The sequence below is a fragment of the Hymenobacter crusticola genome (genome assembly GCF_002154225.1).
GTDB lineage: Bacteria > Bacteroidota > Bacteroidia > Cytophagales > Hymenobacteraceae > Hymenobacter > Hymenobacter crusticola.
The window spans coordinates 106,557-128,980 of record NZ_MTSE01000007.1 but is presented as its reverse complement, the minus strand read 5'-3'; the positions used below and the strand labels follow the sequence as shown (position 1 = coordinate 128,980).

Annotated in this window: 22 protein-coding genes and 1 tRNA gene; 14 read left to right on the top strand and 9 right to left on the bottom strand. The window is 53.1% G+C overall.

Going from position 1 to position 22,424, the window contains the following annotated elements; translation table 11 throughout:
- Positions 1 to 90 precede the first annotated feature (90 nt).
- Positions 91 to 327 (bottom strand): acyl carrier protein, encoded by a 237-nt coding sequence (locus tag BXP70_RS14800; RefSeq protein ID WP_073109216.1) that lies wholly within the window; start codon positions 325 to 327, stop codon positions 91 to 93.
- Between the two features lie 162 nt (positions 328 to 489).
- Here BXP70_RS14800 and BXP70_RS14795 point away from each other — a divergent pair, with 162 nt between their 5' ends.
- The 3 genes from BXP70_RS14795 (at position 490) to BXP70_RS14785 (ending at position 5,239) form a co-directional block, all read left to right on the top strand.
- A complete protein-coding gene (locus BXP70_RS14795) occupies positions 490 to 915 on the top strand; it encodes an IPExxxVDY family protein (protein WP_086594873.1) in 426 nt (141 codons plus the stop codon).
- A 156-nt stretch (positions 916 to 1,071) separates the two neighbouring features.
- A complete protein-coding gene (gene pyk, locus BXP70_RS14790; protein ID WP_086595062.1) occupies positions 1,072 to 2,511 on the top strand; it encodes a pyruvate kinase in 1,440 nt (479 codons plus the stop codon).
- A 754-nt stretch (positions 2,512 to 3,265) separates the two neighbouring features.
- On the top strand, positions 3,266 to 5,239 hold the full coding sequence (locus BXP70_RS14785) for an Ig-like domain-containing protein (protein WP_179197703.1): 1,974 nt from the start codon (positions 3,266 to 3,268) through the stop codon (positions 5,237 to 5,239).
- A gap of 128 nt (positions 5,240 to 5,367) precedes the next feature.
- On the opposite strand, the gene rpsT is transcribed toward BXP70_RS14785, so the two are convergent.
- Complete coding sequence (gene rpsT, locus BXP70_RS14780) at positions 5,368 to 5,625, bottom strand: 30S ribosomal protein S20 (protein ID WP_086594871.1); 258 nt, start codon at positions 5,623 to 5,625, stop codon at positions 5,368 to 5,370.
- Between the two features lie 295 nt (positions 5,626 to 5,920).
- Here rpsT and BXP70_RS14775 point away from each other — a divergent pair, with 295 nt between their 5' ends.
- Positions 5,921 to 6,904: a YheT family hydrolase gene (locus BXP70_RS14775; protein ID WP_086594870.1), complete on the top strand. Its 984-nt coding sequence runs from the start codon at positions 5,921 to 5,923 to the stop codon at positions 6,902 to 6,904.
- Between the two features lie 6 nt (positions 6,905 to 6,910).
- Here the strand turns inward: BXP70_RS14775 and rsmG are convergent, their stop codons facing one another.
- The 3 genes from rsmG to BXP70_RS14760 form a co-directional block, all read right to left on the bottom strand.
- Positions 6,911 to 7,537 carry a 16S rRNA (guanine(527)-N(7))-methyltransferase RsmG gene (gene rsmG / locus BXP70_RS14770; RefSeq protein ID WP_086594869.1) on the bottom strand — a complete coding sequence of 209 codons (627 nt, stop codon included), beginning with the start codon at positions 7,535 to 7,537 and terminating at the stop codon, positions 6,911 to 6,913.
- 90 nt (positions 7,538 to 7,627) lie between these two features.
- Entirely contained in the window at positions 7,628 to 8,251 is a 624-nt protein-coding gene (locus BXP70_RS14765; protein WP_086594868.1) for an RNA polymerase sigma factor, read from the bottom strand.
- Positions 8,242 to 9,372 (bottom strand): glycosyltransferase, encoded by a 1,131-nt coding sequence (locus tag BXP70_RS14760; protein ID WP_179197702.1) that lies wholly within the window; start codon positions 9,370 to 9,372, stop codon positions 8,242 to 8,244. Before BXP70_RS14760 ends, BXP70_RS14765 begins: the two co-directional genes overlap by 10 nt.
- 157 nt (positions 9,373 to 9,529) lie before the next feature.
- Here BXP70_RS14760 and tgt point away from each other — a divergent pair, with 157 nt between their 5' ends.
- From tgt to BXP70_RS14745, 3 genes are all read left to right on the top strand, one after another.
- On the top strand, positions 9,530 to 10,660 hold the full coding sequence (gene tgt, locus BXP70_RS14755) for a tRNA guanosine(34) transglycosylase Tgt (protein ID WP_086594866.1): 1,131 nt from the start codon (positions 9,530 to 9,532) through the stop codon (positions 10,658 to 10,660).
- A 96-nt stretch (positions 10,661 to 10,756) separates the two neighbouring features.
- On the top strand, positions 10,757 to 11,833 hold the full coding sequence (locus BXP70_RS14750; RefSeq protein WP_086594865.1) for an LptF/LptG family permease: 1,077 nt from the start codon (positions 10,757 to 10,759) through the stop codon (positions 11,831 to 11,833).
- Between the two features lie 71 nt (positions 11,834 to 11,904).
- The gene (locus BXP70_RS14745; RefSeq protein WP_245849642.1) at positions 11,905 to 12,816 is read left to right on the top strand and encodes a DMT family transporter; all 912 of its coding nucleotides are present in this window, start codon (positions 11,905 to 11,907) and stop codon (positions 12,814 to 12,816) included.
- Positions 12,817 to 12,827: 11 nt separating this feature from the next.
- Here BXP70_RS14745 and ispE read toward each other — a convergent pair whose 3' ends face one another.
- A complete protein-coding gene (ispE, locus tag BXP70_RS14740) occupies positions 12,828 to 13,640 on the bottom strand; it encodes a 4-(cytidine 5'-diphospho)-2-C-methyl-D-erythritol kinase (RefSeq protein ID WP_086594864.1) in 813 nt (270 codons plus the stop codon).
- A 129-nt stretch (positions 13,641 to 13,769) separates the two neighbouring features.
- On the opposite strand from ispE, the gene BXP70_RS14735 reads away from it, so the two are divergent.
- The 3 genes from BXP70_RS14735 to BXP70_RS14725 are packed head-to-tail and all read left to right on the top strand — an operon-like array spanning position 13,770 to position 16,229.
- Entirely contained in the window at positions 13,770 to 14,423 is a 654-nt protein-coding gene (locus BXP70_RS14735; RefSeq protein ID WP_086594863.1) for a sugar transferase, read from the top strand.
- The gene (locus BXP70_RS14730; protein WP_086594862.1) at positions 14,420 to 15,097 is read left to right on the top strand and encodes an acetyltransferase; all 678 of its coding nucleotides are present in this window, start codon (positions 14,420 to 14,422) and stop codon (positions 15,095 to 15,097) included. Before BXP70_RS14735 ends, BXP70_RS14730 begins: the two co-directional genes overlap by 4 nt.
- Entirely contained in the window at positions 15,090 to 16,229 is a 1,140-nt protein-coding gene (locus BXP70_RS14725) for a DegT/DnrJ/EryC1/StrS family aminotransferase (protein ID WP_086594861.1), read from the top strand. Before BXP70_RS14730 ends, BXP70_RS14725 begins: the two co-directional genes overlap by 8 nt.
- Before the next feature lie 232 nt (positions 16,230 to 16,461).
- On the opposite strand, the gene BXP70_RS14720 is transcribed toward BXP70_RS14725, so the two are convergent.
- The 3 genes from BXP70_RS14720 to atpD all read right to left on the bottom strand — a co-directional run bounded on the left by BXP70_RS14720 (position 16,462) and on the right by atpD (position 19,490).
- The gene (locus tag BXP70_RS14720) at positions 16,462 to 17,583 is read right to left on the bottom strand and encodes a trans-sulfuration enzyme family protein (protein ID WP_086595060.1); all 1,122 of its coding nucleotides are present in this window, start codon (positions 17,581 to 17,583) and stop codon (positions 16,462 to 16,464) included.
- Positions 17,584 to 17,653: 70 nt separating this feature from the next.
- Positions 17,654 to 17,899, bottom strand: coding sequence for an ATP synthase F1 subunit epsilon (gene atpC, locus BXP70_RS14715; protein WP_086594860.1), 246 nt, complete (start codon positions 17,897 to 17,899; stop codon positions 17,654 to 17,656).
- Positions 17,900 to 17,984: 85 nt separating this feature from the next.
- On the bottom strand, positions 17,985 to 19,490 hold the full coding sequence (gene atpD / locus BXP70_RS14710; RefSeq protein WP_086594859.1) for a F0F1 ATP synthase subunit beta: 1,506 nt from the start codon (positions 19,488 to 19,490) through the stop codon (positions 17,985 to 17,987).
- A gap of 276 nt (positions 19,491 to 19,766) precedes the next feature.
- Here atpD and BXP70_RS14705 point away from each other — a divergent pair.
- The 4 genes from BXP70_RS14705 to pth all read left to right on the top strand — a co-directional run bounded on the left by BXP70_RS14705 (position 19,767) and on the right by pth (position 22,346).
- Positions 19,767 to 19,839: transfer RNA gene (locus BXP70_RS14705), tRNA-Gln, on the top strand.
- Between the two features lie 113 nt (positions 19,840 to 19,952).
- The gene (locus BXP70_RS14700; RefSeq protein ID WP_086594858.1) at positions 19,953 to 20,882 is read left to right on the top strand and encodes a ribose-phosphate pyrophosphokinase; all 930 of its coding nucleotides are present in this window, start codon (positions 19,953 to 19,955) and stop codon (positions 20,880 to 20,882) included.
- Between the two features lie 135 nt (positions 20,883 to 21,017).
- On the top strand, positions 21,018 to 21,584 hold the full coding sequence (locus BXP70_RS14695) for a 50S ribosomal protein L25/general stress protein Ctc (protein ID WP_086594857.1): 567 nt from the start codon (positions 21,018 to 21,020) through the stop codon (positions 21,582 to 21,584).
- A gap of 198 nt (positions 21,585 to 21,782) precedes the next feature.
- Positions 21,783 to 22,346 carry an aminoacyl-tRNA hydrolase gene (gene pth, locus BXP70_RS14690; RefSeq protein WP_086594856.1) on the top strand — a complete coding sequence of 188 codons (564 nt, stop codon included), beginning with the start codon at positions 21,783 to 21,785 and terminating at the stop codon, positions 22,344 to 22,346.
- Positions 22,347 to 22,424 lie beyond the last annotated feature (78 nt).

Sequence of the window (22,424 nt, the reverse complement as noted above, 5' to 3'; positions counted from 1 at the left end):
GGCGAAAGAAGAACTGGACTAAAAAGCAAAACGGCCGGCGGCGGGCCGGCCGAAAAGCACTAAACTTTACTAATTAAAAAAGCGCAAACCTTACTTGGCGTGCTCTTCTAGGTAGCTGATGGCTTGGCCTACCGTGGCAATGTTCTCAGCTTGATCGTCCGGAATCGATACGTTGAATTCTTTTTCGAACTCCATGATCAGCTCAACGGTATCCAGCGAATCGGCACCCAGATCGTTCGTGAAGCTTGCTTCTGGCGTAACTTCTGAAGCTTCAACACCAAGTTTATCGATGATAATGGCTTTTACTTTTTCTGCAATTTCAGACATTTCCGTGGGGGTTTGAGGAAAACTAGGCACAAATAACACTATCTTCCCTAACATTTTCAAACAAAGCCCCCCGAATCTTCTAGGTACAAGATTATGATGGGACAGGTTCCTTGGCCTTGTGCTTGTGCTTAGTTTTGCTGTTTAGTGGCTCCATTTTCTGCGATGAAAACACTTACGCTGGAGGTAGAATACGACTGCGATTTCGACTTATTTGGCCTGGTTTCCTCGAGCCGGGAACACAAGCTAGCCTGGGCCCTGAACCATACATTAGGGCTACGTTTGATCAAGCAGCAAGACCTTATTTATCCGTTAAATCAGGGTCGTTTGGTAATCAGCAACTATTTATACGCAAATGAGGTGAGCACCTTGCGCCTATTTCGCAACCGCTCCCTCGACCCCTCTACCCTCAAAAAACCCTACCTAGCGCCTGATATTAAGGAGTACGACTATTTGGTACAGATTTGCAATGGCATGGGGCGGCTAGCGAGCGAGCTAATAGTTGAGCGCTTAACGACACTGCCCGACGTGCAATACGCGTGTCAGTTCGACCCGAACGAGCTAAAATTCAAAGAAAATCTGCTCTTTTGAGCGGCCAATGCCGCCGCAACGCAGACGCCCACACCTCACGTATTACGTCTGCAGCCGTCCGTTGGCATGCTCATCGGGCGCCTAGGTCTGCTGTCTTCCCTCGATCAAGCTACCTTTGGGCCTGCCAATCACATTCTGACACCTCTTACTAAGTTCATGGAACCTCGTCCCACGTTCAACAAAACCAAAATTGTGGCCACTGTTGGGCCCGCCTCTAATTCGTATGAGCGCCTAAGCACCCTGATCCGGGAAGGGGTTGATGTGTTTCGCCTCAACTTTTCGCACGGCTCCTACGAGGACCACCTAGCTGTTATCAACACAGTTCGGCGCGTAAACAAGGATCTGCGCACCAACGCTGGTCTACTGCAAGACCTGCAAGGGCCGAAGATTCGCCTGGGCGAAGTAGAAGGCGGCAGCGTAGAAATCAAGGCCGGCGACCGAATCAAACTGGTGTGCGGGGAGAAGGAAACTAGCACAGCTACGCGCCTGAGCACTATTTACCTGGGCTTAGCTCGCGACGTGAAGCCTGGTGATGCTATCCTCATCGACGATGGCAAAATCGAATTGCGCGTGCTCCAAACCGACCGCGAGAAAGAAGTTGATGTGGAAGTAGTGTACGGCGGTACGGTGAAGCCCCGCAAGGGCATCAACCTGCCCGACTCCGACGTATCAGCTCCGTCCATGACGGAGAAAGATATTGCTGACTTGCAGTTTGGCCTGGAGCATGATGTGGACTGGGTGGCTCTTTCGTTTGCCCGGCGCGCCGAGGATATCCGCTTTATTAAGTCGCTGATTGCCGAAAGTGGCAAGCAGACGCGTGTTATTGCCAAAATCGAAACGCCCGAAGGCCTGCGCAACGTCGACGAGATTATTGCTTTGACGGATGCTGTAATGGTAGCACGTGGCGACCTAGGAGTTGAAATTGCTAGCGGAGAAGTGCCGCTCGCCCAGAAAATGATTATCCAGAAGTGTAATCAAGCGGGCAAACCAGTTATCGTGGCTACTCAGATGATGGAGAGCATGATAACGAACCCACGCCCAACGCGAGCCGAAACCAACGACGTGGCTAATGCCGTACTCGATGGCGCTGATGCAGTGATGCTTTCCGCAGAAACGGCAGTGGGCTCCTACCCCGTTGAAGTTATCCGCCAGATGGCAAGCATCATTCGTAGCGTAGAAAGCCGCTCCGCTACCATCTATCACCACTGGTTTCCCATCGATCCGAAATCGTCGTCCTTTATGGTCGACAGCTTACTTTCGGCAGCGGGGCACCTGGCGAAGAACACTGGCGCCAAAGCCATTACGGGCATGACCTTCCGGGGCTACACAGCTTTCCAGATTTCCAAGTATCGCCCGAAGGCAGACATTTTTATCTTTACCAGCAACCGCAGTCTGCTCACGGTACTTAGCCTGGTGTGGGGCGTGCGCGCCTTCTATTACGACCGCATGCTCAGCACCGACAGCACCGTTTCGGATATTCGTTATGCCCTGACGGCAGCGGGTCATTTGCAAAAAGGCGACGTGTTCATTAATACTGCCTCTATGCCGATTAATGAAAAGGGTAAAACAAACATGGTAAAGGTGAGTGTTGCCTAGGCAGGTCGTCTCACTTTCCATAGAATAGCAGCACTCACAATGCTATAGCCTGCTATATTTATTAAAGTGTTTTCCAAGGCCTCGCTACTGGTAGCGAGGCCTTATTGCTTATGCACCTTTCTTAGTCTACTCAGCAACAATAATCTACCATTAAAGAAAGTACTCTAAATAAAAGTATACTTCCGACTTGACTACGTGCACCAGATAAGGCAAGCAATTAGCCTTCGCAAAAGCGTATAAACAAGGCTTCGTGCTATACTACTATATTGATATTTAACCTAGGTATCTGGCTCGCTGCTTGCCGCGAGTATTTCAGCTCATAGTCGTTGGCTAGTTTGCTTCCGCAAACGTTTTTTTGGCTCGCTAACTCCTATTTTTCAGTTTAGAAATAACGAATTCATTCATATATCGCTGCTTCCAATGCACCAAGTCATTGTAGGATTATTCTCATTAAATCACACATCACAATCCAGCTTATTTCACTCCCCTATCATTGTTTATACACAACTATTTTCCTTATTATTCACCGAATTTTAATAAAATATGTAGTTTATTGCATGAGGTAAGGCGAAACAGGCGTAATTTTGCCCCTGACTGAAATAGTCTAATCCAAGCCATCGTTTTTATGGTTTTTTTGTACTGCCAAGATCGGAAAGCGACCACACTATTCGATCTGATTCCAAGCTGTGTTCTTCAAAAGCCGACGCACCTAGCCTCACGAGTAGCCTTCTTGTGTAGCTTAGCAATTTTGCTATTGGCAAGTATTACTGCTAATAAAGTGCTGGCGCAAACCGTAGCTGATTGTGGCTTTCAAACCCACACGCAAGCGTACTACAGCTCGGCTACTACCGGCACTTATCTGGCCGAGCGCTTTTCCACTGCTTTTCCTACTGGTTTGATTGCAGGCTGCTCTAGCGGGCGCACGCTTAAGCTAGCTTCTGCTGCTGCCGTAGCTAGCTTTCTTCCCTCTCCTGCCAGCACGACCGAGATACTTGACGCCAGCTATACCAATCCTAGTAAGCCGGGCGGCGGCTCCAATGTATATGCAAGTAATTTTGCCGGTCAGGTGGTTGCGTTAACGCTGTCGGTGGGCTTTGATTTAGTAGATGCAAACTACAGTAGTGCCAGTATTGCGCTCAAGGATGCGGTTATCACCAGTGGAACATTCACGGGCAAAACGGTCAGTTTTGTTTTAAGCCAAGCGAACTTAGTGCTAGGCGGCTGTAACAGCCAATACTCCGTTGCGCAACTGACTACTGCTATTACCGCCATTAACGAAGCCTATGAAGCCGGCAGAACCAGCGACTTGCTGACTTGCTCCGGTGCCTGCGCCGTGCCTCTGCCTACAGTAGCAGGCTTGGTAGCTTACTGCCAAGGCTCGGCAACGACTCCGCTCAGCAACAGTATCACCACAGCGCCTGGCGCCACGCTGAATCTTTACACTACGACGGCTGGTAGCACTCCCCTAGCTAGCAACTTTCAACCGTCAACGACTGCCATCAGCAGCACCACGTATTACGCTTCTCAAACCCTAGGTGACTGCGAAAGCAACCGTATCCCAGTTGTCGTGAGCATTGTCACGCGACCAAGCGCTCCTACTATTGTCAGCTCGTTGCTAACCAATACCAGCAATGTGGCTGCCTGGGGCGACTCTTTCACTGATTCCAACTTTGGACGGTATCCCACTGTGCTCTCGAGGCTCAGTGGCTACAACGTGGTGAATCTAGGTGTTGGCGGGCAAAGCTCCACCCAAGTTAAGACCCGCATGCTGGCCGACACGGAAAAGCGCACCTGGCCATCGATCATCTGGACTGGGCGCAACGATGCACGCGACCAGCGCGCTTTGACGGAGGCTAACATCGCGACTATGGTAGCGAACCTGACGCACACTAATTTCTTGGTGCTCTCTGTGTTCAACGGCGACGGCGAAGGCAAAGGCACCTATGCCTACCAGCAAATCCTAGCTTTGAACGCGGCCTTGGCCAAAACGTATGGCAATCACTACTTAGATGTGCGCAGTTACATGGTGGCACAGTACAACACCAGCAGTTCACAGGATGCGGCCAACTTCACCGCCGATATCCCGCCTGTTTCGCTGCGCCAAGACTTTCTGCATCCCAACAACACGGGTAGCGACTTGATTGCCAACTATATTTATGCGCACCTCAACCAACTCGTAAGCGGTGGCGTTGCGGTGCAGTATTGCCAAAATGCCCAAGCTACGCCTCTGAGCACTGCATTCAACACACCTTCTACGGGTGCTACCCTGCGTTTCTACGATAGTGCTACAGCTACTGTCGCAGTAGGCTCAGGCAATACATTCAGCCCCCCTACTTCTACCCTAGGTAGTAAGGTCTATTACGTTTCTCAGGCTATTGGAAGCTGCGAAAGTACTCGTATCCCTATTCTGGTAAACGTAAACGACTGCGATGCTATGGGGCGCGGGAGCCTAATGAATCCGGCCGACGTCGAAGCACTAGCGGTATTTCCTGACCCGTTTGACACGCAAGCTACCGTGGTTGTTACGTTACCAGCCGGACAAACGTACACCGTAGATCTTTACAACGCGACCGGTAGGTTGGTACGGCAGGTGGCTCAGGGCACTGCCACAACCAACGAACGGTACACTTACTCCATCAATGGTACGCCGTTGGCTGCAGGTCTCTATATCGTGCGGCTCAACGCCGGTCACGCCTCTCAGAGCCAGCGCGTACTTCTTGTCAAGTAGCAGAGGCAGTAGCGTGACACTGATATATGCTACGCTACTGCCTCCTGTGCTACCTAGCTATAAACGGAAAGGCTCCGCACATACATGCGGAGCCTTTTCTATAGAAAGAGCAGAGACAGTCCTGTTGCTTAAGCAGCCAGTGACTTCACGAACTTAGCCAACTTCGATTTGTTGTTAGCGGCTTTGTTCTTGTGGATGATGTTCTTCTTTGCCAAGCGGTCTATCATAGAGGATACTTTCTTCAGCAGCTCTTGTGCTTCAGTTGCATCCGTGGTAGCGCGCAGCTTCTTGATAGCGGTGCGGGTCGATTTAGCTTGGTAACGGTTCAACACGCGCTTTGCTTCGTTGGAGCGGATGCGCTTGAGGGCCGACTTGTGATTCGCCATGGGTATATAGAATTGACGTTCTGCTCGGTTTTGATTCAGTTTGGGTTTGCAAAGGTACGAGTTCTGCTGAAAATAGCAAACCTAGCAGCTCTTATTTCCTATTACGTTCTACTCTAGCGCCAACTGCGTCAGACCTAAGCTAAGAGTATTCTGCGCAGAGACAGTGCTGATTTATCACTCAAGGCGTCAGTAATTAGTAGGCATGCAGAACTTTCACGGGCTAAATTGTTTTGCCCCTATAGCCGCTGTATCTTCTACTTCTGGTCTTCCCTATTTACAGTTTTAGCAGCTGGTCATGCCCCTCATTGCCACCTCCGCCTACCGACCGCCTTTTTACCTTTTTAACGGTCACTTACAAACCATTATTCCAAGTGTGTTGCGCTCTGTCCCCGAAGTGCAGTACCAGCGCGAGCGAGTTGAAACCGAAGACGGTGACTTTCTCGATTTGGATTGGTCGCGGCTACCTGGTACGCCAGCAGATACATTAGCTATTGTCTCGCACGGCTTAGAAGGCGATGCCAGTCGGCCATACGTACGCGGCATGGTGCGGGCTTTGAACAAGGCCGGCTTCGACGCGCTGGCGTGGAATTACCGTAGCTGCAGTGGTGAGATGAACCGCCTGCTCCGCACCTACCACCTAGGTGACACGGAGGACCTCGATTTTGTAGTACGCTATGCGCTAGGCACTGGCCAGTATCGTCGCCTCTACCTGACTGGCTTTAGCGCGGGGGGTAACGTCACGCTCAAATACCTAGGAGAGCATCCGGAGCGGGTGCCCAAACAGGTACAACGCGCCGCCGTGTTTTCGGTCCCAACGGATTTGAAGTCGAGCTCACATCAAATTTCTCGACCAGAAAACCGCCTGTACCTCAACCGCTTTTTGAAGTCATTACGAACAAAAATTCGGCGCAAAGCGGAGTTGCTACCCGGCCAGATCGACTTAGTCGACATTGATGAGTTGCGTGATTTTCCTCAGTTTGATGCTCGTTATACGGCACCCATGCACGGCTTCAAATCGGCGGAGGATTACTATGAGCAAGCTAGCTCTGGGCGCTACTTAAGCAAAGTCCGCATCCCAACGTTGCTGGTAAATGCGCAAAATGACCCTTTCCTCGCTCCTACTTGCTTTCCACGTGACGTAGCAGCGCAGAGTGAGTTCGTTTTTCTAGAAACTCCTCCTGAGGGCGGCCACGTAGGCTTTGCGGAAGGCACACCAGATGGCATTTATTACTCAGAGCGGCGCGCGGTCGAATTCCTGACGGCCGAAGTGCCCAACTAAGCTAGGCTACCTAGCTGAACTCGCGGGCACAAATACTACCTTCTTGGTCTCAAAAAATTCTTCTGCAAAATAATCGCTGAGGTTATAGATAGCAGTTGGCAAACCGGCTTCTGCAATTTCTTCTTCTAAATCGCCGCCTTTCAGGTAATACAAGCCCTTGGTGTTGCTGTCGCCCGGCTTGTAGCGATGCATAATCCAGGTATGAAAAGTGGCTAGGCGCGCCACAGCCCTACTGACCACATAGTCGTACTTGGGGCGGAGCTGCTCTGCCCTAGCTTGTTCGGCCGTTACGTTGTGCAAGCTTAGGGCCAGCGCCATCTCCTGCACAGCATGAATCTTCTTGCCGATGCTATCTACCAGATGAAATTTCACCTCTGGAAATAGAATAGCCAGTGGCAAACCCGGCAAGCCGCCGCCAGTTCCTACGTCGAGCACTGAAGCACCCGCCGGAAATTGCACCACCTTCGCAATGCCAAGTGAGTGCAGAAAGTGCTTTTCGACTAGGTTTGCCACGTCCGTACGGGCTACTAGGTTTAGCCGGGCGTTCCAGCTTTGAAACTCCGTTTCTAGTTGCTCGAAAAGCTGTTGCTGCTGGTCGGTGAGCTCAGGGAAGTAACGTTTGATAATATCCATCGGCAGCAAAAGTACGACACGAGCAAAACAAAAATGCCCTAGCAAAAAGCTGGGGCATTTTGCTAGGGCAGCAACTCTATAAGAAGCACCTTAGATAATATGCTTCTTGTTCTTCACCATGTCGAAGAGCAACTCACGGGCGCGGTGCAGTTGGGCTTTCACTGTACCGAGAGGGGCTTTCAATTCCTGCGCAATTTCCTCGTAGCTCAACTCATCGAAATAGCGTAGCGTGACCAAACGCTGATACTTATCGGGCAGCCGTGACACGACGTGCTGCATAATCTCGATTTTCTGATTTTTAATGGCCGACTCCTGCGGGTTCAAGTTCTGGTCGCGGAAGTCAATCGTGATTTCGTCGCCGTTATCAATCTTGATGGCCGAGTCAATCGACATCGTCTTGATTTTATTCTTGCGAATAAAGTCGATACAGTTGTTGGTAGCAATACGGAACAGCCACGTACTAAAAGCGTACTCGGGGTTGAACTTGTGCAGGTTCCGGAAGGCCTTAGCAAAGGCTTCAATCGTTAAGTCCTCCGCATCATCAGGGTTGCGTACCATCTTCAGCACGACATGGTACACCGGCTTTTTATAGATCTGCATCAGCTCGGCGTAGGCTTTCTCATCGCTCTGCTCGACAGCAGCGCGAATCAGCTTGAAATCATGCTTGGCCTTGGCGGAGAACTGCTTTTGTATTTCCTGATTATTTACTTCCATCGGAGAGTGCGGTAGAGAAACAGGGACATGCCCAGAGCGAGATAATTGAAAAAGTAAACTGCGTCGAGCACTGGCAGCCACGCTACCGGGAGTCGATCGTCGAGGCGCTGGCCAAGCCGATCATAAAGAGCGCAAATTAATACTGTTCGTACTCCCAATAGCGAAATCAAAGGTACCCAATCGGACCGGGAAAACAGTAACGCTAGCACGGTGAAATAAAAAAGCAGATTAGTACCAATAAAGTTTCCAATGCGCACGCGGTCGGCCAGTTTGTAGCGGCCGCCAGCAGACAAATGCCGCCGCTTTTGCCGCCACCAAGCGCTCCAGGTTTGCGCCGCTTGACTCACCGTATGCGCCTCGGGTCGTGCTTCAACGGCCACCCGCAGCCCCGCTCTCACGGCATCTTGCACCAGTAAGTCATCGTCGCCGCTCAGGTTGCGAATATGGGAAGCAAATCCTTTGGTGGCCCGAAAGCACTGCTGCGTATAGACTAGGTTGCGCCCCACGCCCATGTACGGTTGTCCACGCCACGCGAACGACAGATACTGTGCTCCGGTAAGTAGGGTTTCAAACCGAATCAATTTATTTAAGAAGCCGGGTTGTTCCGCGTAGGCCGAATAGCCGAGCACCACTTCCGCCGGCTGAGCAAAGCCTCTCTGCATCAGCCTAATCCATTGATCGGTGTTTGGAATACAATCAGCATCTGTAAAAAGCATGCGTTCGTAGCGCGCTACTTTGACACCTAGGGTCAGGGCGTATTTTTTGGGCGCGAATCCGGCTGGGGTGCGGTCTACAGTAACAACTCGCACATTGGAATAATATTGCGTGAGCTGCTGCAGGTACAGGTACGTTTCGTCCTGGGAGCGGTCGTCAATCAACAGTACCTCAAAGCCCGCCGGGTAGTCTTGGCGCAGCAGCAACGGCAGCAGCCGACGCAAGTTTTCTAACTCATTGTGGGCACAAACTAACACCGAAACCGGCTCTGTATCAGCGGTAGCAGAGCTAGGTTCGGCTGGCTCCGGTCGTAGTGCAAAGGGCAGAAAGTAGTAGGCGGCGTAGAACAACTGCACCAGCACGCAAGCGAGCAGGAGCCACACAACTGGCGAAAAATGAAAGGGCAACACAGCAAACGAGATAAGCAGGCAAAAGTAGGCATTTGAGTTACCTTTGTTGTTCTAACGTTGGTTCCTGCGGAGGGCGCAGGGCTTTCGCAGAAAGCGCTGCGTTGAGTGCCTTTCGCGAAAACCCTGCGCCCTCCGCAGGAACCGCTTCCGTACCATGACTTTCGACTTAGTAACGCAAGACCCGCATACCAAAGCCCGCGCTGGCGTAGTGCACACTGCACACGGCGCCATCGAGACCCCGATTTTTATGCCTGTCGGCACAGCTGGCACCGTCAAAGCCGTGCAGCAGCGCGACCTCACGAACGATATTCAGGCGCAGATTATCCTCGGCAACACGTATCACCTGTACCTACGGCCGGGCCTAGAGGTGCTCCGTCAAGCTGGCGGCCTGCACAAATTCAACGGCTGGGACCGACCCATCCTGACGGATAGTGGTGGCTACCAGGTGTATTCGCTGAGCAACACGCGCAAGATCAAAGAGGAAGGCGTGAAGTTTCGCTCCCACATCGATGGCTCGCAGCACTTATTCTCGCCTGAGGGCGTGATGGACATTCAGCGGACTATCGGTGCCGACATCATGATGGCCTTCGACGAGTGCACGCCCTGGCCTTGTGAATACGATTACGCTCGCAAGTCGCTGGATATGACGCACCGCTGGCTGCTGCGCTGCATTCAGCGCTTCGACAGCACCGAGGGCCACTACGGCTACGACCAAACCTTATTCCCGATTGTGCAGGGCAGTACTTTCAAGGATCTGCGTATCAAATCGGCGGAGTTTGTTGCCGAGCAGCAACGCGAGGGCAATGCCATCGGGGGCTTGAGCGTGGGCGAGCCGGCCGAGCTCATGTACGAGATGACTGAGCTGGTCTGCGACATTCTGCCCAAGGACAAACCTAGGTACCTGATGGGCGTGGGCACACCAGCCAATATTCTGGAGAACATTGCGTTGGGCGTAGATATGTTCGATTGTGTGATGCCGACCCGCAATGCCCGCAACGGTATGCTCTTCACCACGCAGGGTATCATGAATGTCACCAATAAAAAATGGGCGACTGACTTCGAGCCAATTGACGCTGAACTTGGTGGTTACGTTAGTACGTTTTACTCGCGGGCTTACGTGCGCCACCTGTTTCAGAGTCAGGAAATGCTCGGCGCGCAAATTGCCTCTGTGCATAACCTGACGTTCTACTTGTGGCTGGTCAAACAAGCGAGGCAGCAGATCCTGGCGGGTACCTTCTGTGAATGGAAAGAGCGCATGGTCAAGCAAGTGATGACCCGATTATAATCCCCATGAACAATTATCAAGGAGCGATGAGTACTGTTCTCCTGAACAACTACAGCTAATTGCTCACAGATAATTGCTCGTTGCTCATTAACTACCATGAAGCTGCTCGATAAGTATATTCTCCAGAAGTTCTTGACTTCCTTCATCTTCACGGTGCTGGTGCTGGTGATGGTTATCTGCGTGATTGACTTTACGGAGAAAAACGACGACTTCATCAAGCACAACCTATCGGCGAAGAAAGTACTGCTGGAGTACTACGTGAACCTGTTCCCGTATTTCGCGAATCTGCTTTCTCCCATTACAGTATTTATTGCGGTGGTATTCGTGACGGCTCGGTTGGCAGCCCGCACCGAGATAGTAGCTATTCTGGCTAGTGGTGTGAGCTTCAAGCGGTTGCTGCTGCCTTACATTATGGGCGGTACCATTATCGGCATCGTCACGTTTGGGCTGACCGGCTGGATTATTCCGCTGGCGAACAAGACGCGGGTAGCCTTTGAGCGCCTCTACGTGAAAAACCCGTACGTGTACAAAGGCCGCAACGTGCACATCAAGATTGGGCCGCGGAGCTACGCCTACATGGAAAGCTACGACAACACCAACAACGTTGGCTACCGGTTTGCGCTCGAAACCATTGAGGGAACCCAATTGAAGCGGCGCATGACAGCCGATGCCATCAGTTGGGATTCTACCCGCAAGGCCTGGAAACTGACGCCACAGCTCGTGCGCACATTCAATGGGCAGCAGGAAAAGCTACTGACGCTACCCGCCCGCGACACCACGCTTAACCTGTACCCCAAGGACTTTGCCAGCACCTATCGGCTTTCCGAAACGCTCACTCTGCCGGAACTCAACGCCTTCATCAAGCAGAAGATAGAGCGCGGCGCCGACGACACGCAGATCTACCTGAGCGAGAAATACGAACGGTACGCCTATCCTTATGCGATTCTCATTCTAACCGTTATCGGAGTTATTCTGAGTGCTCGCAAGTCGAGAGCGGGCGTTGGCGGGCAGATTGCTCTTGGCTTTGTGCTGGCCTTCATTTTCATCATTTTTGTGATTCTGAGCCGCAACCTAGCTCAGGTCGGGCAGGTCCATCCCATGCTAGCAGCCTGGATACCTAGCCTTGTGTTCACCGGCATTGGTATTACGCTCTACCGCTTCGTGCCGCAATAAAGAGTAACCGAGTGGCTGATTGTTCTTCAAACGTCACTCAGTCACTTCGCTACTCAGTCATTCTGTTACTCGTGTTAAAAGATTACCTCCGCTTACACTTTCTCGTCTTGCTTTGGGGCTTCACGGCCATTTTGGGCAAGCTTATTTCCCTACCACCCGTCGAGCTAGTCTTCTGGCGCACGTTCCTAGCCACAGTGGGGCTAGCTGCTTTGCTAGTTATCAGGAAGCAAAGCTGGAACATCAAACCCGCCGACGTATTGCGCTTGCTGAGCGTGGGCGTTTTGGTGGCTATTCACTGGATTACCTTTTTCCTAGCGGCACGGCTTTCTTCCGTAAGTGTGTGCTTGGCCGGCATGGCAACGCTGGCGCTGTGGGCCTCACTGCTGGAGCCATTGGTGCTTTGGCGCCGGGTCCGCATCTACGAAGTAGGCCTAGGCCTGCTGACAATGGTGGGGCTTTACTTGGTATCGCAGGCAGAGCTAGATCAGCTTTTGGGGCTAGGTGTGGCAATTATATCTGCCGGACTGTCGGCCCTGTTTAGTGTACTGAACTCCAAACTGGTAAAACAGCATTCTCCTCTGCGCCTAACGTTTTATGAGATGCTCGGTGCGTGCCTAGCTATTGCGCTGTTCCTGCCGGTTTATAAGCAGTATTTCACGGCTGGCGCTGGCTTACACCTCGTTCCTGCAACCCTGGATTGGGTGTGGCTATTTGTGTTGTCGGGCGCTTGCACAGTCTATGCTTTTTCCAGCTCTGTAGAGTTGATGAAGCGACTTTCGGCGTTTGTTGTCAACCTCACGATCAACTTGGAGCCCGTGTACGGCATTATTCTGGCGGTGCTCATCTTCGGCGCCCAAGAGAAGATGTCGCTGAATTTCTACCTAGGTACGCTGGTCATTCTGTTTAGCGTGCTCGTGCACCCAGTGCTCGACCAATGGAACCAGCGCCGTCGCAAACCCGCGCCGGTAGAAGCGGTACTGTAAAAGTCTAGCTACTAGAGCACGCCGTCCCACACCTGAAACTCTTCGGGCAGCAGCAGCTTTGGCAACGTTTCGCGGTCCGGAAAAAGCCCATACACCGCCGAGCCGGAGCCCGACAAACTCGCGTAAGCGGCGCCAGCAGTATAAAGCGCCTGTTTCAATTCGCCCAGAATTGGGTACTGGGGCGTAAGGGCTTCTTCAAAATCATTGCTTACCAAATCGCGCCACTGCTCTAGGGGTTGCGCTAGGCTCGCGCGCAAATCGTGACGGGGGGCGCGTGGCACTACCCGGGCGTACGCCTCAGCCGTGCTGATGTGCAGACCAGGGTAAATAACTTTGCAGGCTACGCCAGTCAAGCTTACTGCAATTGGCTCGAATACGTCGCCCTTTTCATAGGCGAAGATGGGTTTGTTGCGAATAAAAAAGGCACAATCGCTACCTAGCTGGCGGGCATAATCTTCCAATCTTTCGGGCGACAGGTGTAGCTCAAACACCTCGTCTAACGCACGCAAGGCAAATGCCGCATCGCTCGAGCCGCCCCCTAGGCCCGCGCCAATAGGCACAGCTTTGTGCAAATGCATTTGGACGGGCGGCAGCTGGAAGTCGGTCCGCAACAGCTCGTAAGCGCGCCAGCACAGATTGGTTGCGGAGTCGCCGGGAATAGGGATGCCGCTAAGCGTTAGCACATTAGTTTCGGCCGGCAAGACCTCCAAGGCATCGCACCAGGGTAGCGGCACAAAAACCGATTCCAGGTTGCGGAAGCCATCAGGGCGTAGACTCGTAATATAAAGACCTAGGTTAAGCTTAGCGTTTGGGAAGACAAGCATGGAAAAAGGGTGGCGAGGGGGTGAAGGGCCAACGGGCAAGAGTTACCAACGCGGGTGCAAACTAAAGCTTACGCCATAGAAAAAGCTATTTTTGCTCTTTGTCGCGGTCCGTCTAGCTTGCTTTTTCGTATGTCTGCCTCCTCTCCTACCGACTGGTATCGTTCTTGGGGTAAGCGCCTGTTCGATCTAGCATTAGCCGGCCCGCTCCTGCTGCTCACGTTGCCGTGGCTGCTGAGCACAATGCTGCTACTAGTAGTGACCAACCACGGGCAGGTATTGTTTCGCCAACGTCGGCCCGGCCGGTACGGGATCTTGTTTACGCTCTATAAACTTCAGACAATGACCGATGCCCGCGACGCCCAAGGCCAGCTGCTCCCAGACGCAGCCCGCCTCTCTCGCTTAGGCCGTTGGCTGCGCGCTACCTCCCTCGACGAACTTCCGCAGCTCTGGAATGTGCTCCGCGGCGACCTGAGCTTGGTAGGTCCGCGCCCGTTGCTACCGCAGTATCTGCCACTTTACTCCGCCACGCAGGCTCGTCGGCATGAAGTTTTGCCAGGTATCACGGGTTGGGCACAGGTCAATGGCCGTAATGCCATTTCTTGGCAGCAAAAGTTTGATTACGATGTATGGTATGTCGACCGGGTATCGCTAGGGCTCGATCTGCGCATCCTGGGGCTTACCTGCTGGAAAGTACTGCGCGCCCAGGGCATTACCTCAGCAGGGCAGGCGACAACCACCGCTTTTACCGGCAATCCGCCGACCCAAGTTCCGCCTTCCGTATGAGTGATTCGGTTCCCACTGTCAATGTTCGACCGCGCCTAGCTATTTTCGGCGCAGGTGGTTTAGGTCGCGAAGTACTTGTGCTAGCTCGCCAGATCAATGAGGCCGCGCCCACTTGGGACCTCGCAGGCTTCTACGACGACAGCGCCCCCGCGGCCGCGCAGCTTCACGACTTACCCTACCTAGGTACCTCCGCCGACCTGAACGCAAGCCGAGAACCGTTGTACGTGGTGGTGGCCGTGGGCAACAGTCGCCACCGAGCCGCCATTGTGCAGCGGCTTACCTCCCCCCTGTTGCGCTTTGCCAAGCTTATTCACCCAACGGTTGCGTGCCAGCCGTACCAGCATCTCCAAATCGGAGAAGGCAGCATCATCAGCCAAGGCTGCATTCTCACCACCGATATCTACCTAGGTCGGCACGTGCTGCTAAACCTAGGATGCACTGTGGGCCATGATGCTGTGCTAGAAGACTTCTGTTCGCTGATGCCGCACGCCAACGTGGGCGGGGATGCCTACCTTGAGGCAGGCGTCTACTTAGGCACGAATGCCACCGTTATCAATCAAGTGCGGGTGGGGGCGCGTACTATTGTGGGTGCCGGTGCCGTAGCCGTGCGCGACCTGCCCACCGATTGTACCGCCGTGGGTGTGCCCGCTGCCGTTATTAAAACCCATGCGTAGTCAAGATCACGATCGAATTTTCCTCTCGCCCCCGCACCTAGGTCGCCATGAGCTCAACTACGTACACAAAGCCATCGAGGATAATTGGGTCGCGCCGGTGGGGCCGAACGTTCGCGGCTTCGAGCAGGAGCTTTGCCACTACACCGGCGCGGCACACTGCGTGGCCTTGAACTCAGGCACGGCGGCCATTCACCTAGGGCTGGCGGTGCTAGGCGTAGGGCCCGGCGATGAGGTACTGTGTCCGTCCTTCACGTTCGTGGCTACCGCTAACCCCATCACTTACCTAGGTGCCACCCCTGTCTTCGTCGATAGCGAGCCCACCACTTGGAACATCTGCCCCGATCGGCTGCGCGAGGCTATTGAGGACCGACTGCGGCGGGGCAAAAAGCCCAAGGCGCTGCTCGTGGTGCATTTGTACGGCATGCCCGCGCAGCTAGAGCAGGTATTGGCGGTGGCCGCTGAATACACTATTCCGGTGCTAGAAGATGCCGCCGAAGCGCTCGGCTCACGTTACGCCGGACAGCTGCTCGGCAGCTTCGGCGCGGTGAGTATGCTTTCATTCAACGGCAACAAAATCATCACTACTAGTGGTGGCGGCGCCCTGCTCACCAATCGCGCCGACCTAGCTCAGCAAGCGCAGTTTTTGGCGACCCAGGCAAAAGACCCCGCACCTTATTACAAGCACTCCGTGGTAGGGTACAACTATCGGCTTAGCAACATCCTCGCGGGTATTGGTCGTGGGCAGTTGGAGCTAATTGAGGACCGCGTAAAGAAGCGGCGAGAGATTTATACGTGGTATAGCCGGCACTTGCAAGCTATTTCAAGTCTGCAAATTGGGCCGGCAGAGCCTGCTGATAGTCGCTCCAACCGTTGGCTTACCACACTGTTAGTAGATCCGCAACAAACCACCGTTTCCGCCGAGCAATTACGCCAGCACCTCGAAACGCGCAACATAGAATCGCGCCTTTTGTGGAAACCGCTGCACTTGCAGCCGCTCTTCGCCCAGGTACCGAGGTACGGCGGCGCGGTGTGCGAAAACCTGTTTGCGCGCGGCCTCTGCTTGCCCTCTGGCTCTGCCATGACTGAGGCTGACCTGGAGCGGGTATCCCAAGCTATCCAAGAGCTCTTCTAAATCTGAAGAACTTGCGGACAATTAGGATAGCTTAATGCCGCCGCTTATCACAGCTACAGACGCGACATCTATAGTTAGGCAAACAAAGTTGCTTCGTTATTAGCAACAGATAAGATCATTGCGAAAGCATCGGCTGAATTTACTTTGCTATTCAGTTGCGTCGAATACACCAGCGCCAGCGGCACAAACCTAGGTGTACCGCTGGCGTCACAGGTTTAAATCTCGACGATACTTAATCCAAGGCTTGCGCCAAATCAGCCATCAGCTCTTCCAGCGGCTCGATGCCGATAGACAAGCGCACAAGGCCCGTCGTGATACCTAGCTGCTGTTGCTGCTCCGGCGTGAGAGCGCGGTGCGAAGTACCCAACGGATACGACAGCGACGAATCGACGCCTGCCAACGAAGGCGCAAAGGGGAAATACTTGGTCCGGCGCATAAATGCATTTACCACTTCCGGATCATCGGCCAGCAAGATAGACATCATGCCGCCGAACAGCCCCGCCCCTTGCGCTACTGCTAGCTCATGCTGTGGATGCTGCACGAGGCCCGGATAATAGATATCGCGTACGGCCGGATGGTCGGCCAGAAAGTTGGCAATAGCCAGGGCATTACGGCTGTGTTCTCGCACGCGCAAGCGGAGTGTTTTTAGGCCGCGCACGGCCAGCCAGCTCTCCATTGGGCTTAGCGTGAGGCCATAAATAACCCCGATTTGCTTCAGGCGCGCGGCTACTCCGGCGTCGGCGGCCACCACCGCCCCGGCTGTCACGTCGCTGTGCCCAGATAAATATTTCGTTACGCTATGCAAGACGATGTCGGCGCCCAAGGCCAGCGGCTGGGTGAGCACGGGCGTCGCAAAGGTATTATCTACTACCAGCTTTAAGCCGTGAAAGTGGCATTCCTCTGCCAAGCGACCTAGGTCAGCTACGCGCAGCAATGGATTGCTCATTGTTTCTACGAGCATCAGGCGCGTGGTGGGTTGCACGAACGACTGCAACTCGTAGAACTGTTCGAATGGCACGTACGTCACCGAAATACCCATTCGGTTCAGCTCCGTATTCAGCAGTGTGGAAGATCCGCCGTAAATATCGGCCGCGCATAACACATGGTCTCCTGCTTGGCAATACGCGAGTACGGCCGCAAAAATAGCCGCCATGCCCGAGCCCGTGACCATCGCACCGGCGCCACCTTCGAGCCGATTGATGGCTTCGGCTAGCTCATCGGCGTTGGGGTTACCGTTCCGCGAGTATAAATAACGGCTGCCAGGTTCGCTAAAATAAAGCTCCAGCTCGTTGAGGTCTTCAAACTTGAAAACAGAAGTCTGGTAAATGGGGGTAATCTTGGGATGAATCTCCATGAGCCACTGATAAAACAAAAAGCCTTTCCTCAGTAAAGGAAAGGCTTTTTGTAGGATTCAAAAAAGCTAGCTAGGCCGCAACGCCTTCCGCTAGCACCGTTACGTTGTTGCGCAGCACTTCTACCACGCCGCCTTCAATCTGAAACGCTTCGCGGCCACCACCACTCGTTACCGTGATAGTACCCGCTTTCAGCGCGCTGATGAGCGGAGCGTGATTGTTTAGCACTTCAAACAACCCATCGGAGCCCGGAAACTGCGCCGAGGTAACTTCACCCGCAAATACTTTCCGGTCCGGCGTGATGATTTCTAAATGCATGGTTTGAATTGTTAAATGGTTACTGGTTAAATGGCTGTTCGTTGCACGATTAACCATTCAACCATCTAACCTTTCAGCCATTTAATTACTTCGCTTCGGCAATCAGACGCTCGCCTTTCGTCACAGCGTCCTCGATGGTACCCACGAGGTTGAACGCTGCTTCAGGTAGGTGGTCGTACTTGCCGTCAATAATTTCGTTGAAGCCTTTGATGGTATCTTTGATGTCAACAAGTACACCGGCGAGACCCGTAAACTGCTCAGCTACGAAGAACGGCTGCGACAGGAAACGCTGCACGCGGCGGGCACGCGATACGGTCTGCTTATCTTCTTCCGACAATTCGTCCATACCTAGGATAGCGATGATGTCCTGCAGTTCCTTGTAACGTTGCAGAATCTCCTTCACGCGCTGGGCCGTGTCGTAGTGCTCCTGGCCAAGTACGGCAGCATCTAGGATGCGCGACGTAGAGTCGAGCGGGTCTACAGCGGGGTAGATACCTAGCTCGGCAATCTTACGCGACAATACCGTGGTAGCATCCAAGTGAGCAAAGGTGTTCGCCGGAGCTGGGTCAGTCAAGTCATCGGCAGGCACATACACGGCCTGTACCGAAGTGATAGAACCACGCTTCGTGGAGGTGATACGCTCCTGCATGGCACCCATCTCGGTGGCCAGCGTGGGCTGGTATCCTACGGCCGAAGGCATACGACCTAACAGAGCCGATACTTCCGAGCCCGCCTGCGTGAAGCGGAAGATGTTATCAATGAAGAACAGGATGTCACGACCAGCACCAGTACCATCACCATCGCGGAAGCTTTCGGCAATCGTCAGACCCGACAAAGCCACGCGAGCACGAGCTCCTGGAGGCTCGTTCATCTGACCGAACACCAAGGTAGCCTGCGACTTTTCTAGTTCCGCTTGGTCTACTTTCGTGAGGTCCCAGCCGCCCTGCTCCATCGAGTGCTTGAACTCCGCGCCGTAGCGAATGATGTCTGACTCAATGAATTCGCGCAGCAAGTCATTGCCTTCGCGGGTACGCTCACCCACGCCAGCAAATACTGATAGACCTGAGTAGGCCTTCGCAATGTTGTTGATCAATTCCTGGATCAGAACTGTTTTGCCAACACCTGCGCCACCAAACAAACCGATTTTACCACCCTTTACATAGGGAGCGAGCAAGTCGATTACTTTGATGCCAGTGAAGAACACTTCGGAGCTGGTAGCTAGGTCTTCGAACGGCGGCGCTGAGCGGTGAATAGACATTCCACCGTTGCTTTTGGGCTGGGGAATACCATCAATGGCTTGGCCAATTACGTTGAACAGACGGCCTTTCACCCCGTCGCCGGTAGGCATGGAGATAGGCGAGCCTAGGTCGCGCACTTCGGCGCCGCGGGTCAAGCCCTCGGTCGAGTCCATGGCAATCGTACGCACCCGGTCTTCACCAAGGTGTTGCTGGCACTCGAGGATAACCACCTGGCCGTTGTCTTTGGTGACTTCCAGCGCGTCGAGGATATTAGGAAGGCGTGTGTCTTCACCCGCGAAGCTCACGTCCACGACGGGACCAATGACCTGGGTGATTTTTCCGTGATTCGCCATTGCGTGTGTTTATCTTATCTTTATTTAGATGTAAGCAAGGTTTCTGACTGCAAAAGTACGGCGAAATCGCCGCTTTGCCAAGGACCTCTTCATAGTATCCTCATCGCTGCCCAACTACCTAGCTGAAGCCCTGAAAACCAATCACTCAGGTCTCTAAAAAGGCTGTTTCCACTGCTAGGGCGCAGCATTTTTTGAAAAAATATTTACCACAAAGTTTGCCTTGAATAATTCCAGTCGTACATTTGCACACCCAAACGGCAGAGCGGTTTGGAATTTTGTCCGATGGTGTAACTGGCAACACGCTTGATTTTGATTCAAGAAAGTCCAGGTTCGAGCCCTGGTCGGACAACTGCAACGAAAGCGAAAGGCGCCGATACTTCCTTCCCGGAAGCTATCGGCGCCTTTCGCTTTTTTATTGCCTTCGCCTTTCTTACTTCATTTCTCCCCCTTTTCTGAACGACTATGCCTCCACAGGTCAAGATTTTTGCGGGCAACGCCTCCCACGAACTCGGTGAAAAAATAGCTGCTGCTTACGGCACCCGTCTCGGCGACTTAAGCATCCAACGTTTTGCGGACGCGGAACTGGGACCTAGCTTCAATGAAAGCGTACGTGGTTGCGCCGTTTTTTTGATTCAAAGCACCTTCCCACCAGCGGAGAACTTGATGGAGCTGATGCTGATGGTAGACGCAGCGAAGCGCGCCTCGGCAGCGTCCGTCACGATTGTAATGCCTTATTATGGCTACGCTCGCCAAGACCGCAAAGACAAACCGAGGGTGAGTATTGGCGCAAAAGTGGTGGCCGACTTCGTGCAAAGCGTCGGTACCGACCGCCTCATGACCTGTGACCTGCACGCCGGCCAGATTCAGGGGTTCTTCGACATTCCCGTCGACCACCTTGATGGTGCAGCCGTTACGGTACCTTATATTAAATCGTTAAACCTAGAGAACCTGATTTTCGCATCTCCCGACGTGGGTGGCGTCGTGCGGACCCGGGCCATAGCCAAACGATTTGGCGCTGAAATAGTAGTCTGCGACAAAATGCGTTTGCGGGCTAATGAAATTGCCTCGATGCAGGTAATTGGTGATGTAACGGGCCAGGACGTTGTACTAGTCGACGATATCGTGGACACGGCTGGTACTATCTGCAAAGCGGCTGAGCTGCTGATGGAGCGCGGTGCTAATTCTGTGCGGGCCATTGTAACCCACGCCTTGCTCAGCGGTCCGGCTCACGACCGAATCAGAGCTTCCGTATTAGAAGAACTCATCATAACTGATACCATTCCGTTACGTCAGGAAAATGAGAAGATCCGCGTGCTCTCCGTTTCTGACTTGTTTGCCCAAGCTATCCGGAACGTAGTCACCCACGAATCGATTAGCTCACTCTTTATATAAGCGGGACACGGGTAAGCTTTGCCGCTTATGTAAGTAATAGAGCCAGAGACTTTTTCTTCTGCAACTATACGTCTATCTTTGCGGCCCGTTTGCCCGCGTTGGGCACGCGTTTCATTTCTTCAAAAGAACACGTTTATGAAAAGCCTCGAGATTGTAGGGTTTAAAAGAGCGAATCTCGGTAAGAAGGATGCCAAGGCACTGCGCCTAGATTCTTACGTACCATGTGTATTGTACGGCGGCACCGAGCAAGTGCACTTCTCAGCGCCTGCTATCCTTTTCCGCGAATTGTTGTACACGCCAGAAGTTCACATCGTGGACCTGAACGTGGAAGGCACTACCTACCGCGCTATCGTGCAAGATGCCCAGTTCCACCCCGTGAACGAGATGCTATTGCACGTTGACTTCCTCGAACTGCAGGAAGGCAAAGAAGTGAAAATGGAAGTACCTGTACAGTTCGTAGGCGTTTCGCCAGGTGTTCAGCAAGGTGGCAAGCTGGTAACGAAGCTACGCAAAGTGAAGGTACGGGCTCTGCCCGAGAACCTGCCCGATGCAGTACAAGTTGACATCAGCGACCTAGAGCTAGGTAAATCGATCAAGGTGAACAAAGTAGTTCCTGAGAACTACACCATCCTCACTAACCCCTTGGCCCCCATCGCGACGGTAACCATCCCACGTGCACTGAAAGGCCAAATGGGCAGCTAATTAATCCAGACCACGGATTCGGGCGGATTTTTCGGATTCCGCGGATTTTGTGGGCGGTCCATTTATTCAGCACAAAAAAGCCGTCTAGTTGTAGACGGCTTTTTTGTGTAGTACGAAAAAGATTGAGCCAACTGCAAAACCCACGGAATCCGAAAAATCCGCCCGAATCCGTGGTCCAGGTATAAATTAAGAGTAACGATGAAATACCTTGTTTTAGCCTTAGGTAATATTGGCCCGGAGTACGCCAACACGCGACACAACATCGGGTTTATGGTGGCGGATTATTTAGCCGAAAAAAACGATGCTCGTTTCGAGTTAAGTCGACATGCTTTTGTCGCGGAAATCAAGCACAAGGGCAAGACCTTCGTGCTTGTAAAGCCAACCACGTATATGAACCTGAGTGGGAAGGCTGCCGCGCACTACCTTACCAGCCTCAAGATTCCGGTGGCTAATATGATCGTGGTAACCGACGACCTAGCTCTCCCCTACGGCAAGCTGCGCCTCAAAGGAAAAGGCTCGGCTGGTGGGCATAATGGCCTGAAGCACATTCAAGAGACGCTCGGCACGGATGAATACGCCCGCTTGCGCTTTGGGGTCGATGCTAACTTCTCCAAAGGCCGCCAGGTAGACTACGTGCTCAACCCGTTTTCTGCCGACGAGCAGATTGACTTGCCTACACACATTGAAAAAGCCGCCGATGGCGTGCTCATGTTCGGCCTACAGGGGCTAGAGCGCACGATGAACGTGGTAAATACGAAGTAGTGCTGTAGCACGAAGCTCCTGCTTCACGTATCGTTGAATGACAGGCTCCTAGGTTGTGCCTAGAGCAAGCATTCAACG